General features: G+C 66.7%; 10 protein-coding genes and 1 riboswitch. Of the genes, 7 read left to right on the top strand and 3 right to left on the bottom strand.

Going from position 1 to position 15946, the window contains the following annotated elements; translation table 11 throughout:
• Window positions 1-56: 56 nt before the first annotated feature.
• Window positions 57-2678 carry a valine--tRNA ligase gene (valS, locus tag AC3ANU_RS11025; RefSeq protein ID WP_488314528.1) on the bottom strand — a complete coding sequence of 874 codons (2622 nt, stop codon included), beginning with the start codon at window positions 2676-2678 and terminating at the stop codon, window positions 57-59.
• A 71-nt stretch (window positions 2679-2749) separates the two neighbouring features.
• On the opposite strand from valS, the gene AC3ANU_RS11030 reads away from it, so the two are divergent.
• Window positions 2750-3130: a DUF488 domain-containing protein gene (locus AC3ANU_RS11030; protein WP_134164655.1), complete on the top strand. Its 381-nt coding sequence runs from the start codon at window positions 2750-2752 to the stop codon at window positions 3128-3130.
• 18 nt (window positions 3131-3148) lie between these two features.
• The gene (locus AC3ANU_RS11035; RefSeq protein ID WP_223991877.1) at window positions 3149-3907 is read left to right on the top strand and encodes an SDR family oxidoreductase; all 759 of its coding nucleotides are present in this window, start codon (window positions 3149-3151) and stop codon (window positions 3905-3907) included.
• A gap of 36 nt (window positions 3908-3943) precedes the next feature.
• On the opposite strand, the gene AC3ANU_RS11040 is transcribed toward AC3ANU_RS11035, so the two are convergent.
• Complete coding sequence (locus AC3ANU_RS11040) at window positions 3944-4978, bottom strand: endonuclease/exonuclease/phosphatase family protein (protein ID WP_488314529.1); 1035 nt, start codon at window positions 4976-4978, stop codon at window positions 3944-3946.
• Window positions 4979-5432: 454 nt separating this feature from the next.
• On the opposite strand from AC3ANU_RS11040, the gene ileS reads away from it, so the two are divergent.
• The 4 genes from ileS to ndk all read left to right on the top strand — a co-directional run bounded on the left by ileS (window position 5433) and on the right by ndk (window position 11082).
• Complete coding sequence (gene ileS, locus AC3ANU_RS11045; RefSeq protein WP_488314530.1) at window positions 5433-8771, top strand: isoleucine--tRNA ligase; 3339 nt, start codon at window positions 5433-5435, stop codon at window positions 8769-8771.
• 3 nt (window positions 8772-8774) lie between these two features.
• The gene (locus AC3ANU_RS11050) at window positions 8775-10133 is read left to right on the top strand and encodes a bifunctional folylpolyglutamate synthase/dihydrofolate synthase (RefSeq protein ID WP_488314531.1); all 1359 of its coding nucleotides are present in this window, start codon (window positions 8775-8777) and stop codon (window positions 10131-10133) included.
• Between the two features lie 2 nt (window positions 10134-10135).
• Window positions 10136-10597: a DUF4233 domain-containing protein gene (locus tag AC3ANU_RS11055; RefSeq protein ID WP_488314532.1), complete on the top strand. Its 462-nt coding sequence runs from the start codon at window positions 10136-10138 to the stop codon at window positions 10595-10597.
• 65 nt (window positions 10598-10662) lie between these two features.
• Window positions 10663-11082, top strand: coding sequence for a nucleoside-diphosphate kinase (gene ndk / locus AC3ANU_RS11060; RefSeq protein ID WP_018769466.1), 420 nt, complete (start codon window positions 10663-10665; stop codon window positions 11080-11082).
• 63 nt (window positions 11083-11145) lie between these two features.
• Here ndk and AC3ANU_RS11065 read toward each other — a convergent pair whose 3' ends face one another.
• Complete coding sequence (locus tag AC3ANU_RS11065) at window positions 11146-11814, bottom strand: vitamin K epoxide reductase family protein (protein WP_056390664.1); 669 nt, start codon at window positions 11812-11814, stop codon at window positions 11146-11148.
• 438 nt (window positions 11815-12252) lie between these two features.
• On the opposite strand from AC3ANU_RS11065, the gene AC3ANU_RS11070 reads away from it, so the two are divergent.
• Window positions 12253-15693, top strand: coding sequence for an Rne/Rng family ribonuclease (locus tag AC3ANU_RS11070; RefSeq protein ID WP_488314533.1), 3441 nt, complete (start codon window positions 12253-12255; stop codon window positions 15691-15693).
• A gap of 148 nt (window positions 15694-15841) precedes the next feature.
• A riboswitch (TPP riboswitch) is annotated at window positions 15842-15939 on the top strand.
• Window positions 15940-15946 lie beyond the last annotated feature (7 nt).

Genomic DNA, 15946 nt, shown 5'->3' on the forward strand with positions numbered 1-15946 from the left:
CGCTGATGGGGCTTCCCCTTTGCCCGGAAACGGGCCCGTTCGGATGAGACCGGCTGTCAGGCCTTGGCGGGTTCGTCGCTGGCGGCGAGGGCAACGTCCGTGACGGCAAGGTCTCCGTCGCCCGCCACCAACGTGATCTGCCGGGCGTTGGACGCCGCCTTCAGGTCGGCCAGGCCAGCCTGCAGTTGCGCCGTCAGTGCCTCCGGAGCGGTGATCGTCGCGGAGAGGACCTCGGTGCGCTGCTTGACCTTTGCCTCGGACTTGGCCTTGCGGACACCGCTGAGGGCCACGCCCACAGTTGCCAGCATGGTGGTGTCTCCGCCGGGGATCTCCAGCGCGGCCGGCCACGCCGCCCGGTGCACCGATCCGTTGCGCCACCAGCTCCAGACTTCCTCGGTGGCGAAGGGCAGGAACGGGGCGCAGAGGCGCAACAGGGTGTCCAGGGTGGTGGCCAGGGCTGCCAGCACTGATGCCTGCTCGGCTTCGCCTGCCGCTCCATAGGCGCGGTCCTTGATCAGCTCCACGTAGTCATCCGTGAACTGCCAGAAGAATGTCTCCGTGAGCTGCAGGGCGCGGGCGTAGTCGTAGTTGTCGAACGCCTTGGTGGACTGGGTGACGACGTCGGCCAGTTGGGCCAGCAGGGCACGGTCCAGGGGGTTCGAAAGGACGGAGAGATCGCCGGCCAGCACCGAGTTCTCGGTGGCACCGAGGTTCAGCACGAACTTGGAGGCATTGAGGAGCTTGATGGCCAGGCGGCGGCCGATCTTCATCTGGGCAATCTCATAGGCGGTGTCGGCGCCAAGGCGTGCGGAGGCAGCCCAGTAGCGGACCGCGTCCGAGCCGTACTCGTTCAGCACGTCGGTGGGGACCACCACGTTGCCTTTGGACTTGGACATCTTCTTGCGGTCCGGGTCCAGGATCCAGCCGGAGATGGCAGCGTGCTTCCACGGCGCGCAGTTCTGGAGGGCATCGGCGCGGACCACCGACGAGAAGAGCCAGGTCCGGATGATGTCGTGGCCCTGGGGGCGGAGGTCGAACGGGTAGACCTTGGCAAACAGGTCCTCGTCGCGGCTCCAGCCGCCAACGATCTGCGGGGTCAGCGAGGAGGTGGCCCACGTGTCCAGGACGTCGGCATCGCCCGTGAAGCCGTTGGGCTGGTCGCGCTGCGCCTCGTCGAAGCCGGGGGCGGCGTCAGCCGCGGGGTCAACGGGCAGCAGTTCGTCGGAGGGCAGGATGGGGTTGTCGTACTCCGGGTTGCCCTGGGCGTCGAGCGGGTACCAGACGGGGATGGGCACGCCGAAGAACCGCTGGCGGGAGACCAGCCAGTCACCGTTCAGGCCGGCGATCCAGTTCTCGTAGCGGGAGCGCATGAAGGACGGGTGGAAGTCGATCTCCTTGCCGCGGCCGATCAGGCGTTCGCGGCGGTCCTCGTCGCGGCCGCCATTGCGGATGTACCACTGGCGGGACGTGACCACTTCCAGGGGTTTGTCGCCCTTCTCGAAGAAGTTGACCGGGTGGGTGATCTTCTTGGGCTCACCGTCCAGCAGGTCCGCTTCCTTGAGCAGTTCCACCACGGCTTCCTTGGCGGAGAAGGCCGTCTTGCCGGCGATCGCGGCGTACGCTTCCCTGCCGGCCTCACTGGTGATCCAGTCGGGGGTCTCGGCAATGATGCGGCCGTCGCGGCCCATGATGGCGCGAGTGGGCAGCTGCAGTTCCCGCCACCACGTGACGTCGGTCAGGTCACCGAAGGTGCAGACCATGGCGATACCGGAGCCCTTGTCCGCTTTGGCCAGCGGGTGGGCCTTGACCTCGAGTTCAACGTCGAACAGCGGGGACTTCACGGTCTTGCCGAACAGCGGCTGGTACCGCTCGTCGTCGGGGTTTGCCACCAGCGCGGCACAGGCAGCCAGGAGTTCCGGACGCGTGGTCTCGATGAAGACCTTGTCCCCGTCTTCGGTGAAGAAGGGGTACCGGTAGTAGGCGCCCGGAACCTCACGGTCCTCCAGTTCGGCCTGCGCAACCGCCGTGCGGAAGGTGACGTCCCACAGTGTGGGTGCTTCGGCCATGTACGCGTCGCCGGCGGCCAGGTTGGCAAGGAAGGCGCGCTGGGACACGGCGCGGGAGGTGTCGTCGATGGTGCGGTACGTCAGGTCCCAGTCGACGGACAGGCCCAGGGTCTGGAACAGGTTTTCGAAGACCTTCTCGTCCTCGACAGCCAGTTCCTCGCAGAGTTCGATGAAGTTCTGGCGTGAGACGACGTCGAAATCGCGCTGGTTCTTGGCAGGCTGGGCGGGCGGCCGGTAGTCGGCGTTGTAGGGGATGGCGGGATCGCAGCGGACACCGTAGTAGTTCTGGACACGGCGCTCCGTGGGGAGGCCGTTGTCATCCCAGCCCATGGGGTAGAAGACGTTCCTGCCGGTCATGCGCATGTAGCGCGCCTGCACGTCGGTCTGGGTGAAGGAGAACATGTGGCCCACATGCAGGGATCCCGACGCCGTGGGCGGGGGAGTGTCGATCGAGTAGACCTGCTCCCGGGTGGTGTCGCGGTTGAACTTGTAGGTTCCCTCGGCCAGCCAGCGCTGGGTGAGCGCTGCTTCGAGGCCTTCGAGGGCCGGCTTGTCCGGAACGTTGATGGGGGCGGTGGTGGGCGTGTCTGTACCCTGCGTGTCTTCAGCCATTGGGCAATTCTTTCATGCCCGCTTCCATCCCACCCAACCGGTCCGCCCGGCCGCATGCGAAGGCGGGTAGCATGCGGCGTATGGTCCAACAGCGGGGCACCTTCGGCATCAAGCGCATCTACGATCCACCGGCGGACGACGACGGCTGCCGGGTGCTGGTGGACCGTCTCTGGCCGCGCGGGATGTCAAGGGACAACGCGGCCATCGATGTGTGGCTCAAGGACGTGGCCCCGTCCACCGGGCTGCGCAAGGACTTCAACCACCGCCCCGGACGGTTCGCGGAATTCAGCGAACGCTACCGGGTGGAACTGGATTCCAATCCGGCGGTGGAGACGCTGCTGGAACTGGCCGCCGGCCACCCCAGGATCACCCTGCTCTACGCTGCCCGCAACACGGAGGCAAACCACGCCCTTGTCCTGCTTGATTACCTCCGGGGACGTCCTGCCGGCTGATCCCGTTAGGGTGGTGCCATGACGAAGGACATGCAGAAAAAAGCGGCACTGGTGACCGGAGCAAGCAGCGGAATCGGGGAGGCCACTGTGCGCGCGCTGCGCGCCGACGGGTGGACGGTCTTCGCCGTGGCACGCCGCGCCGAACGCCTGGCCGCCCTGGAAAGCGGGACAGGCGCCGTGGCGATTCCTGCTGACATTGCAGAGGACGACGACGTGTCCCGGCTCCTCGCGCAGGTCACCGACGCGGGCGGCATCGATACGCTCATCAACATTGCCGGCGGCGCCCGCGGCGCCGACAGGGTAGGAGATGCCAGCACGGAGGACTGGGAGTGGATGTACCGGGTCAACGTCCTGGGCACCATGAAGCTCACCCGCGCCTTCCTGCCCATGCTGCGCGCCAACGGCGAAGGTACCGTGTTGAACCTCACCTCCACTGCGGGACTGGACGCGTACGAGGGCGGCGGCGGCTATAACGCCGCGAAGTTCGCCCAGCACGCCATGACCAACGCGCTCCGGCTTGAAGAGGTGGAGAACAACGTCCGCGTCATCGAGGTGGCGCCGGGCCTGGTGCAGACCGAGGAATTCGCGCTCAACCGCCTGGGGGACGCGCAGGCGGCGGACAAGGTCTACCGGGGGGTTGAGAAGCCGCTGACCGCAGAGGACGTGGCCGACGTGGTCCGCTATGCCGTCACGGTTCCGCACCACGTCAACCTGGACCAGATCGTCATCCGGCCGGTAGCGCAGGCAGCCACCCACAAGCTGGTCAGGAAGGGCTGAGCCGGGCGGGGTCTGCCCATCCCGTGGCTGGACCGGTCAGGAACACTGGGAGACCCCGACGGTCAGGGTGGCTGCCACGGCGGCATGGTCCGTCCCGCCAACCCGGTGGACCGAGTAATCCGATGCTCTGATGTCCGGGCTGGTCACCAGATGGTCCAGGGCAATCCCCGGCAGCCGGAAGCCGCGCATGGGCCACGTGGGCACCAGCCTGCTGCCCACGGCGGCAGCCACGTCCACCAGGGGCAGGTTGCCGCCCGTTCCGGCCAACAGGTCCCGGAATTCCCGGTGGTCGTAGGTCGCGTTGAAGTCTCCCGCCAGCAGCAGGGGACCGGATCCGTCGGCAGCCCTGGCCACGGCAGCCAGGTCGCTGCGCCATTGACTGAGGCCTTTTCCCGCTGGCGCCAGGGCGTGGACTGCCACCACACGCAGGCCGGCACCGCTGCCGAGGTCAAGGCGTGCCACGGGCATGGCGAACCGCGTGTCCGGGAGGACGCCGGTGGCTGTCAGGTTGTAGGAGGAGTAGATGGCGGAGCCTGCGGCGCGGTCACGGGCCTGGGCAACCCGGTGGGGGAGCAGGTCGTCGAGTCCGGCCGCCATCAGCTTTCGCGCCATTTCGGGTGTGTACTCCTCAACCGCCAACAGGTCTACATGCAAATCACGGACCAGGGCCACGATGCTGCCGGCATCAGCCCCGCCCAGTTCCGTGTTGATGCTCATGGCAACCAGGGAGACCGACGTGCCGGAAGCCCCGGCCGCTGCCCCGGCGGTTGCCCCGGCGGCCGGTGCGCGGATATCGAGCGGGAAAAGCCAGAACACCTGGCAGGCCGCCAGTGCCGTGGCCAGGACCTGCTGCCACCGGCTCCGTCCAGCGAAGGCCATGAGCAGCGCTGCGGCGGCGGGAACGGCGAGCCAGGGCGTGAATGCCACCAGCTGGACACCGAGTACCGGCCAGTCGGCAGGCACCGCGCGGACGGCGGAGACCGCCGCCACCGGCAGGGCAGCAGGGATGAACAGCCACCTGCACGCCGTGGCCGTACGCCTCCATCCCGCGGGGCGCCCGGAAGCCGTCATGACGCGAGTCTAGGCAATGCACGGTGACGGCGGCAGCCCCCGGACGGAGAAGGCCGCCCGGAAATGGCCCGGCCCGCCCCGAACGGCACACCCCGGCGGAACGGCACTGCCCGCCGGAACCGCGTTGCGCCCGGAATGGCACTGGATGCCGCGGCGATAGTAGACTCTGCAGTGGCTATGACCCGGCAATCACCGGTGAGCTTCCGGAAGAACACGCAGGCCGCGCCCCGCAAGGCGGGCCCGCGTCAGTAGAACCGGACGGGTAAGCCCGTCACAGCAGTAATGAAGCGGCCGGGGCGGCGGGTGTTCCTTTGGGAACCACGCGGCGCCGGTAAGTGAGGTGGTACCGCGGTGGGCGTGCAGTCTTCGGGACGGCACGGCAGCCGTCCTCGCATCCTGAACGGAACCTCCGGCCGTGCCGGGGGCTCACCACGCTCAACCCAGGATGTCGAACATGACGTTTTACCCCAAGGCCTCAGCCTCCAGCACCTCCTCCAAAGGCAGCGCCGGCGTTTCCGCCTCCGTGAAGTTCCCGGAGATCGAAGAGCGCATCCTGAAGTACTGGGACCAGGACGGCACCTTCCAGGCCAGCATTGACCAGCGCAGCGCCGACGTCCCCGGCGGGGAGCCGGGCAGCAACGAATTCGTGTTCTACGACGGCCCGCCGTTCGCCAACGGCCTGCCCCACTACGGCCACCTCCTCACCGGCTACGCCAAGGACCTGGTTGGCCGCTACCAGACCCAGCGCGGCAAGCGCGTGGAACGCCGTTTCGGTTGGGACACCCACGGCCTGCCCGCCGAGCTGGAGGCCATGAAACAGCTGGGGATGACGGACAAGACCCAGATCGAGGCCATGGGCATCGACAAGTTCAACGACGCCTGCCGCGCGTCCGTCATGAAGTATGCCGATGAGTGGCGCAGCTACGTCACCCGGCAGGCCCGGTGGGTGGACTTCGACAACGACTATAAGACACTCAATGTCGAGTACATGGAGTCGGTCCTCTGGGCGTTCAAGCAGCTGCATGACAAGGGCCTGACGTACAACGGCTACCGGGTGCTGCCGTACTGCTGGAAAGACGAAACCCCGCTGTCCAACCATGAGCTGCGCATGGACGACGACGTCTACAAGAACCGCCAGGACCAGACCGTCACCGTCACCTTCCCCATCCTTGCGGGGGATTCGGAACTGTCCAAGGAACTTGCCGGCGTGCAGGCGCTCGCCTGGACCACCACCCCCTGGACGCTGCCCACCAACGCCGCGCTCGCCGTCGGGCCTTCCATCACGTACGCCGTGCTGCCCGCCGGTCCCAACGGCATCAAGGCCGCCTCGGCCGACGCCCCGGTCACGGGCAGCTTCCTGCTCGCGGCGGACCTCCTGGGCGCCTACGCCAAGGACCTCGGCTACGACAGCTTCGAGGACGCGGAAGCCGCCGTGGTGTCCACCCACTCCGGCGCCGAACTGGAAGGCCTGGCATACCAGCGGCTCTGGGACGACTTTGCCGACAACGAAAAGTACGGCATGGAGAACGCCTGGCGGTTCGTAGTGGCTGACTACGTCACCACCACCGACGGAACCGGCGTGGTGCACCAGGCGCCCGCCTACGGTGAAGACGACCAGAAAGTCTGCGAGGAGGCCGGCATTCCCGTGGTGCTCTCCGTGGACGAGGGTGCCAAATTCCTGCCGTTGTTCAAGCACGGCGACCTCCACGACATCGCGGGCCTGCAGGTCTTCGAGGCCAACAAGCCCATCACCCAAGTGCTCCGCGCCCAGGGCAGGCTGGTCCGGCAGGCCAGCTACGAGCACAGCTACCCGCACTGCTGGCGCTGCCGCAACCCGCTGATCTACCGTGCGGTGTCCTCCTGGTATGTGGAGGTCACCAAGTTCAAGGACCGGATGTCCGAACTGAACCAGGAGATCAACTGGATCCCGGGGAACGTCAAGGATGGCCAGTTCGGCAAATGGCTGGAGAACGCCCGCGACTGGTCCATCAGCCGGAACCGCTTCTGGGGCAGCCCCATCCCCGTGTGGCAGTCAACGGATCCCGAATACCCGCGCACCGACGTCTACGGTTCCCTGGCCGAGATCGAGGCGGACTTCGGCCGGCTGCCCCTGAACAAGGACGGCGAGGTGGACCTCCACCGGCCGTTCATCGACGAGCTCACCAGGCCCAACCCGGACGATCCCCGCACCCCCGAAGAGGGCCAGTCCGTGATGCGCCGCGTCGAGGACGTCCTGGACGTCTGGTTCGACTCCGGCTCCATGCCCTACGGACAGGTGCACTACCCGTTCGAAAACGAAGCCTGGTTCAACACGCACAACCCCGCGGATTTCATCGTGGAGTACATCGGCCAGACCCGCGGCTGGTTCTATATGCTGCACATCCTGTCCACCGCACTGTTTGACCGGCCGGCGTTCCGCAACGTCATCAGCCATGGCATTGTGCTTGGATCCGACGGCCAGAAAATGTCCAAGAGCCTGCGCAACTACCCGGACGTCTCCGAGGTCCTGGACCGCGACGGCTCCGACGCCATGCGCTGGTTCCTCATGTCCAGTCCCATCCTCCGGGGCGGCAACCTGATCGTCACCGAGCAGGGCATCCGGGACGGCGTCCGCCAGGTGATCCTGCCGCTCTGGAACGTGTACAGCTTCTTCACCCTGTACACGAACGCCGCGAACGGTGGCGCCGGTTACGATGCCAAACGGCGCTACGAGGGCTACCGGGACACCCTGGACCAGTACCTGCTGGCCAACACGGGCGACCTTGTCCGCAGCATGACGGCACAGCTGGACACCTACGACATCTCCGGCGCCTGCGACTCGCTGCGCAGCTACCTGGACATGCTCACCAACTGGTACGTCCGCCGCAGCCGCCAGCGGTTCTTCGACGAGGACCGGGACGCCTTCGATGCGCTGTTCACTGCCCTGGAGACCGTCACCCGTGCCGCCGCGTCGCTGCTGCCGCTGGTTTCCGAGGAAATCTGGCGCGGCCTGACCGGCGGCCGGTCCGTGCACCTGGCCGACTGGCCGGACGCGGACCTCTTCCCCGCCAATCCCTCCCTGGTGGAAACCATGGACCGGGTGCGCAATATATGCTCGGCGGGTTCCAGCCTTCGAAAGGCTGCAAAACTACGTGTCAGGCTGCCGCTTCAGGGCCTGAGTGTAGTTACTTTTGGTGCGGAACTGTTAAGGCCTTTCGCGGACACTATCGCGGATGAACTGAACCTCAAGTCCGTTACTTTTGAGCAGGCCACGGCTGAGGCTATTGAAAAGTACGGAATCGGGCAAGAAATCAAGCTCAACTTCCGAAAGGCAGGACCCAAGCTTGGACCCAACCTCAAGCGTGTAAAGAAAGCTATCGATGACGGACTCGGCGTCGTTTCTGGAACGCAGTTGCTGATAGATGGGTACACGCTTGAGCCGGACGAATTTGAATTGGCGACCACAATGTCCGGCTCAGGTTCTGTAGCCGTACTTGCAAGCGGCGGATTCGTAGTGCTGGACACAGTCGTCACTCCGGAGCTTGAGGCCGAGGGACTGGCCCGGGACGTTATCAGGGCCATCCAGCAGGCACGTAAGGATGAAGGGCTCAATGTCAGCGACCGCGTCAAAACAACTGTCCGAGCCACGCCAGAAGCGATCCGTCAGTTGCAGCCCCACACGCACCTCATCTGCAAAGAAACCCTCTCGACCGACCTGATCTTCAGCGGGCAACCAACGACGCTGTCAAACTCGCAAGTGGTACTCGTTGCGACTGGCGTTGACGGTGTCGCGGTTGAAAAAGTGGAGGCCTAGGACATGAGCGACGAATTTTCCGTGGAAAGCGTGTACGCCGAACTTCTGGGACGGGCGCCGGAAAACAAGATGGAGCCGCGGCTGGCTCCGCTGTTCCGTGCGATGGACGTGCTGGGCGAGCCCAACAAGGCGTTCCCGATCATCCATGTGACCGGAACCAACGGCAAGACGTCCACATCCAGGATGATCGAGTCCGTGCTCCGCGCCCACGGCCTGAGCACCGGACGCTACACCAGCCCGCACCTGTCCAAGGTCACCGAGCGGATCAGCATCGACGGCCATCCGGTATCCGACGAGACGTTTGTCAGGATCTGGGACGAAATCAGGCCCTACCTGCAGATTGTGGACTCGGAACTCGAAGCCGAGGGGGAGCCGAGACTGACGTACTTCGAGTGCCTCACCATCCTGGGCTTCGCCATTTTCGCTGACCAGCCGGTCAACGTGGCCATCATCGAGGTGGGTTTGGGCGGCATTACCGATGCCACCAACGTCGGCGACGGCCAGGTCTCGGTGGTGACGCCGATTTCGCTGGACCATACCGACCTCCTGGGCGACACCACGGAGGACATCGCCCGCGAAAAGGCCGGCATCATCAAGCCCGGCGGCTACCTCATCAGCGCGGCCCAGCCCCTCGATGCGGCCCAGGTGCTGCTGGAGAAGGCCAAGGAGGTGGGCGTACCGTTCCGCTTCGAGGGCGTTGAGTTCGGTGTCGAGTCACGGACGGTGGCTGTTGGCGGGCAGGTGTTGACTATCCAGGGCATCGCCGGCCGCTACCCGGACCTCATGCTGCCACTGCACGGCGCCCACCAAGCACAGAACGCTGCCGTCGCGGTGGCCGCCTTGGAGGCGTTCTTCGGCGGTGAAAAGGAACTCGACATCGACGTGCTGCAGGAAGGCTTCGCGGCCGTTACGTCCCCCGGCCGCCTTGAGGTGGTGCGGACCGCACCCACCATCATCGTGGACGCCGCCCACAACCCCGACGGCATCAAGGCCTCCGCCGCCGCCCTGCGGGAAGCATTCACCTTCACCAGGCTGGTTCCGGTGGTGGGCGTGCTCAAGGAGAAGGACGCGGAGGAGATCCTGCGCGAAATCAGGGAGTCGCTGGGCGACATGGCAGTGGAGTACTGCTTCACCCAGTCCAACTCTCCCCGGGCGGTTCCGGCCGCCGAGCTGGCGGAGCTGGCGATCGACCTGGGATTTGGCGAGGACAACGTCCACATCGCCGAAAAGCTGGACGACGCACTCGAATGGGCCGTGGAACGGGCCGAAGCCAATGACGACCTTTCCGGCGGCGTGCTGGTCACCGGCTCCATCACCCTGGTGGCAGAGGCGCGGATCCTGCTCGGAAAAACGGAGGCGTAAGCGTGGCCAGATTGACCAAGGCCCAGCGCGAGTGGCGTCCCGGCATGCCCAAGAAGCGCCGCTCCACCAAGGTGATGTTCGCCTCCACCGTGCTGCTCCTGGAAGCGTTCGTCATGTTCTTCGCCACCCTGGTGGTGTTTGGCCTGCGCCGCGGAGAGTTTCCGCCGGCACTGATCCTCGGCGTGGGGATCGCACTCAGCGTGGTCATGATCTTCGCCTGCGCGGTCCTCAACAGGCCCTGGGGCATCGGCCTGGGCTGGATCCTGCAGCTGGTCCTGATCCTCACAGGCATCTTCGAGCCGGCCATGTTCCTGGTGGGTGGGCTTTTCGCCGCGGCCTGGTGGTACGGAATCCGCACCGGCATCCGGCTGGACCGCGAGGCTGCGCAGCGGGCACGCGAACAGGCCGAATGGGAAGCCGCCCACCCGGACGGGGCCGGTCCCGCCCAGCCCCAGTCCCTGTAAACCAGTCCCCGTAAGCCAGTCCCCGTAGACTTATCCCGAAACCCCACGAACGCATTGGAGCAGTTGTGACTACAGAGCGCACCCTCGTCCTGATCAAGCCCGACGGCGTCGCCCGTAACCTGACCGGCGCCATCCTGGCCCGCATTGAAGCCAAGGGCTACAGCCTTGTTGAGCTGAAAAAGGTCGACGCCACCCGTGAGCTGCTGGAGCAGCATTACGAGGAGCACGTAGGCAAGCCGTTCTACGAGCCGCTGGTGGAGTTCATGCTCAGCGGACCCGTGGTGGCGGCCATCTTCGAAGGCCACCGCGTCATTGAAGGGTTCCGGTCACTGGCCGGCACCACGGACCCCACGACCGCGGCCCCGGGCACCATTCGCGGCGACTTCGGCCGGGACTGGGGCCTGAAGGTCCAGCAGAACCTGGTGCACGGCTCCGACTCAACCGACTCCGCCGAGCGCGAGATCAAGATCTGGTTCCAGGGCTGACAGTCCAAGGACAGCAAAAGGCCCCTGGTTCTTCGGAACCAGGGGCCTTTTGCCGTCCGCAGCTCAGAAGCCTGACGTGCCCGCAAAGACCTGGATGAACGCGAAGAAGATGGTGGCGACGACGGCCACGTACAGCAGTGCCGTGATGATCCAGCCGGAATCACCCAGCACGCGGGCCGCCCCCGCGGGCATTGGGATCACTCCGGCCGTGATGTTCCTGATGGTGGTCCACACAAAGAGCGGAATCATGGCCGCCCAGACGATCATGCAGAACGGGCACAGGATGTGGATCGAATACAGGGCCTGGGACCACAGCCACACCACGAAGGCGAAGCCGAGCGTGACGCCCACCTGAAGCCCCATCCAGTACCACCGCGCGAACGCGGCACCGGACAGCAACGCCATGCCCACGGTTATGGTGACGGCGAACGCGACGATACCGATGAACATGTTGGGGAAACCGAACAGCGAACTCTGCCACGTCTGCATGACCTGGCCGCAGGAGATCCAGGGGTTCACGTCGCAGACGGTGGTGTGGTTGGGGTCCTTGAGGACTTCGAGCTTTTCCAGGACCAGGGTTCCGGAGGCAAGCCAGCCCACGATTCCGGTGATGACCAGCAGCCAGCCGAAGGGCCGGTTCCGGGCCATCCGCGGAACGCCTGCGGCCGCAGTGGCCTGCGGATCCGTGGCCCTTTCCGTTTCATGGGCGCTGACGGGGGAGATGCTGGGCATGGGTGTGGCGTCCTTTTCGTCCGGTGCTCCTGAGCCTGATTGTAACGCCGGCGGCTGGTGCCGCCACACAGGAATGGGAACGGAAGTGCCTGCCTCCGCGGCGATCCGGCGCGGGTATGAGAGAATGAACGTGGCTGGAAGCCGATCCACATTCGGACTCCGGTCCGGTGGTATGTTCCCAAGACCGCCAATGATGGGCAGGGCAGGCTTCGGATTCTTCCGGCACTCCCGCCACTCCATTGGGCGGCACCTGGTTGTGGCACGCAGAACAACGGGTTTTCAGAACATCCACCGGCTCCCACGGGCTGCCGCACCCCAATGACGGTGCGAACCTGGGAGTATCCACGTGACTTCTGTCAACGCCTGCGGGTTTTGACAATATGTGCCCCAATGGGTGCCGGATGTGGCGGTACGTCAGGGGCAGGAGTGTTGCCACATATGGACAATGATCAGGAACTGGCCGTTAACGATGATGCACCGGCTGCCGAGGCTGCTGCTGCACCCAAGAGGGCTGTACGTACCCGCCGGAAAACGGCTCCCAAGACCGAAGAAGCCGTGACGGATGCAGCGGCCACGGCGCCGGAGGCAGCCGCCCCTGAAGTAAGCGGCGACTCGCCGTCGGCGGAAGCCGCCGCGGCGACCAAGGCCCCGGCCCGCCGCACCCGCGCCCGCAGGAAAGCGGACGCCCCCGAACCCCTGCCCGCCTTCGCTGATGACGCAGAGGCAACCGCTGCCGCCGGCACTGCGCCTGTTGATGCTGCGTCCGTTGATGCCCCGGCACCGGCCGTGGCCGGTGAAGACGCTGCCGCAGCACCTGCTGCCACGGCGGACGCCGAAACCAAACCTGTTCGCCGCCGTCGGGTAGCCACCCGCAAGGCCGCGTCCCCGGCTGCCCCGCCCGCGGCGGAAGCCGCGGCAGCGGACGCCGTCGCTGCAGAACCAGCAATCCCGGAAGCCCCGGCACAGGAACCGGCCCGGGAGGAAGCTGCCGCCCAGGAAGCAGCTCCTGCGCAGGAGCAGCCCCAGGAACCCGTCGCGGCCGCCGAGGCTGCCGGAGCCCCCGGGCCTGCCCGGGAAACCCCCGCTGTGGCCAAGGAAGAGCACGCTGCGGTCAAGGAACAGACCGCCCCCGCCGCGGCCGCCAGCCCCTTTGGTTCCCTCTTCCTGGAGCCTGCATCGCCCACATCCGTGCTCTTCCAGGCCCCGGACCTCAGCACCGTGGTCCGTCCCGCAGCACCCGCCGTCGAGGAACCTGAAGAGGAAGAAACCGACGACGGCGACGATTCCTCCAGCCGCCGCCGGCGCCGCAGCCGCGGCCGCAGGGGCCGCAGCCGCGTCGGCGACAAGGCGGACGAGGACATCGAGGGTGGCAGCGCCGAGGCTGACGCCGAGGACGAGGCCGACGAGGACAGCGCCACACAAGCCGAGGACGGCGTGACGTCCCGCCGCCGCCGTCGCCGCCGCCGCGGTGACCAGGACCTGGAGCTGACCGGCGGGGAAGGCGACGACCCGCCCAACACGGTGACGAGGGTCCGTGCCCCGCGCGCGGTCAGTGAAGCGCCGGTCAACAACCGGGTCACCAGCGTCAAGGGCTCCACCCGCCTTGAGGCCAAGAAGCAGCGCCGCCGCGAATCCCGCGACACCGGCCGCCGCCGCACCGTCATCACCGAGGCCGAGTTCCTGGCCCGCCGCGAATCCGTGGACCGGCAGATGATCGTCCGCCAGCGCGACGACAGAATCCAGATCGCCGTCCTTGAAGACGGTGTCCTGGCCGAGCATTTCGTATCCAAGACCCAGCAGGACTCGCTCATCGGCAACGTCTACCTGGGCAAGGTCCAGAACGTGCTGCCGTCAATGGAAGCTGCGTTCGTGGACATCGGGCGTGGCCGCAACGCCGTGCTGTACGCCGGTGAGGTCAACTGGGAAGCCGTCAACCTCGAAGGCAAGCAGCGCCGCATCGAGAACGCGCTCAAATCCGGCGACACCGTCCTGGTCCAGGTGACCAAGGATCCCGTCGGCCACAAGGGCGCCCGGCTGACCAGCCAGATCTCCCTTCCCGGCCGCTACCTGGTCTACGTGCCCGGCGGCTCCATGACCGGCATCTCCCGCAAGCTGCCCGACGTCGAACGCAACCGCCTCAAGCGCATCCTCAAGGACCGCCTGCCCGAGCACGCCGGCGTCATCGTCCGGACCGCCGCGGAAGGTGCCTCGGAAGAGGAACTGACGCACGACATCAACCGCCTGCGCGCCCAGTGGGAAGGCATCGAAAGCCAGTCCCAGTCCACCAAGATCCTGGCCCCGGAGCTGCTGTACGGCGAACCGGACCTGACCATCAAGGTGGTCCGGGACGTCTTCAACGAGGACTTCTCCAAACTGATCGTCTCCGGTGAGGAGGCCTGGGACACCATCGAGGCCTACGTCACGTACGTGGCGCCGGACCTGGTGGGCCGCCTCGAGAAGTGGACCAAGGACCAGGACATCTTCTCCGCCTGGCGCATCGACGAGCAGATCCAAAAGGCCCTTGAGCGGAAGGTGTTCCTGCCCTCCGGCGGCTCCCTGGTCATCGACCGCACCGAGGCCATGACCGTGGTGGACGTCAACACCGGCAAGTTCACCGGCAGCGGCGGCAACCTCGAGGAAACCGTCACCAAGAACAACCTGGAAGCTGCCGAGGAAGTGGTGCGCCAGCTGCGGCTGCGCGACATCGGCGGCATCATCGTGATCGACTTCATCGACATGGTGCTCGAATCCAACCGCGACCTGGTCCTGCGCCGCCTGGTGGAATGCCTGGGCCGCGACCGGACCAAGCACCAGGTTGCCGAGGTCACGTCGCTGGGCCTGGTCCAGATGACCCGCAAGCGCATGGGGACGGGCCTGCTGGAAGTCTTCGGCGAGCAGTGTGAGGCCTGCGCCGGCCGGGGCGTAGTGACGCACGACGATCCCGTGGAGCACCGCCGCGCCAACATTGTGGCGGCCGAGCACCACGTCCAGCGCGCCGACAGCCGCCCCGAAGCCCGCGGGGAAGCCCACCGCCCCGAAGGGCAGCGGGCCGATGGCGGCCAGCCCGGAGTCCGTCCCGAGCGCAAACGGCGGCGGGGACGCGGCGGCCAGCAGCCCGAGGCTGCCCCGGCGCCTGCTGTCCACGTCCACACCGTCCTGCCGGACCCCACAGACGCAGAGCGGCACGCCAAGGCAGAGGCCACCCGGCTTGCCCTGGCGAACATCGCGGCTGCCGCCCATGCGGCCCACCTGCATGACGATGAGGTGGCAGCCACCCGGCAGGCACCGTCCGCCGAGCCGGCGCAGGTCCCTGTTGAAGAGAAGCACGACGCCGATGGCCCGGCACGCCCCGCAGCTGTCCTGACCTTCGGCGGCGAGGAAGTCCCGCTTCCCTTCGTGGAGCACGCTGAGGACCAGCATCCCAGGCCCGCCCTCACGCTGGACCGGCTCGCGGAAGCCTTCGCCCACCTCGGCCAGCCGGCTTCCCCGGTGGAGAACGCGCCCGCCAAGGCCGCAGACACGGTGAAGCCGGCCGAACAGTCAGCGCCCGAACAGTCGGTGCCCGAACAGCAGCCCGGCGGGGGAGCGGAGGCGCGTGCCGCCGTGGAAGCTCCGGTGGAAAAGGACTACTCCGACCACACGCTGGAGCAGTCCCGGCAACGCAGGCCGCGGCGCCACCGCGCTGCCAGCCGTGCCCAGGGTGCCGCAAATGAAACCGCTGTCCAGCACCACGAGAACGTCCAGGCGACAGGCGCGGGGCACTCGCACGCAGCCAAGGCCCCGGACACCGCCAAAGCACAGCCCGCTGCGGCGGAGCCCGGCAAGCCGGCAGGGGAACCGATCATCCTCGGCGTCGGCGTCCCCGCCTCGGAGCTCTAAGCCAAGGCGCAGTTAACGCGCCACCCAGGAAGTCCCCGTCGTGCGGACTGTCCCCCATGAATTCAGGGGGAACAGTCCACGGGCGGGGACTTCCTGCATGCGCGGGTGCTGTCACCTTTCCGCCGGGTACGCCCCAGCGGCTACTCTGGAACCCGACACGGGGTGCCGCGCAGAAGGCCGGCTGAGATCCACACCCGTTGAACCTGTCCGGCTAGTACCGGCGAAGGGATGTCTGTTGTCTTCGACCCTCTCC

The sequence above is a fragment of the Arthrobacter sp. SDR-2R genome, assembly GCF_057747955.1.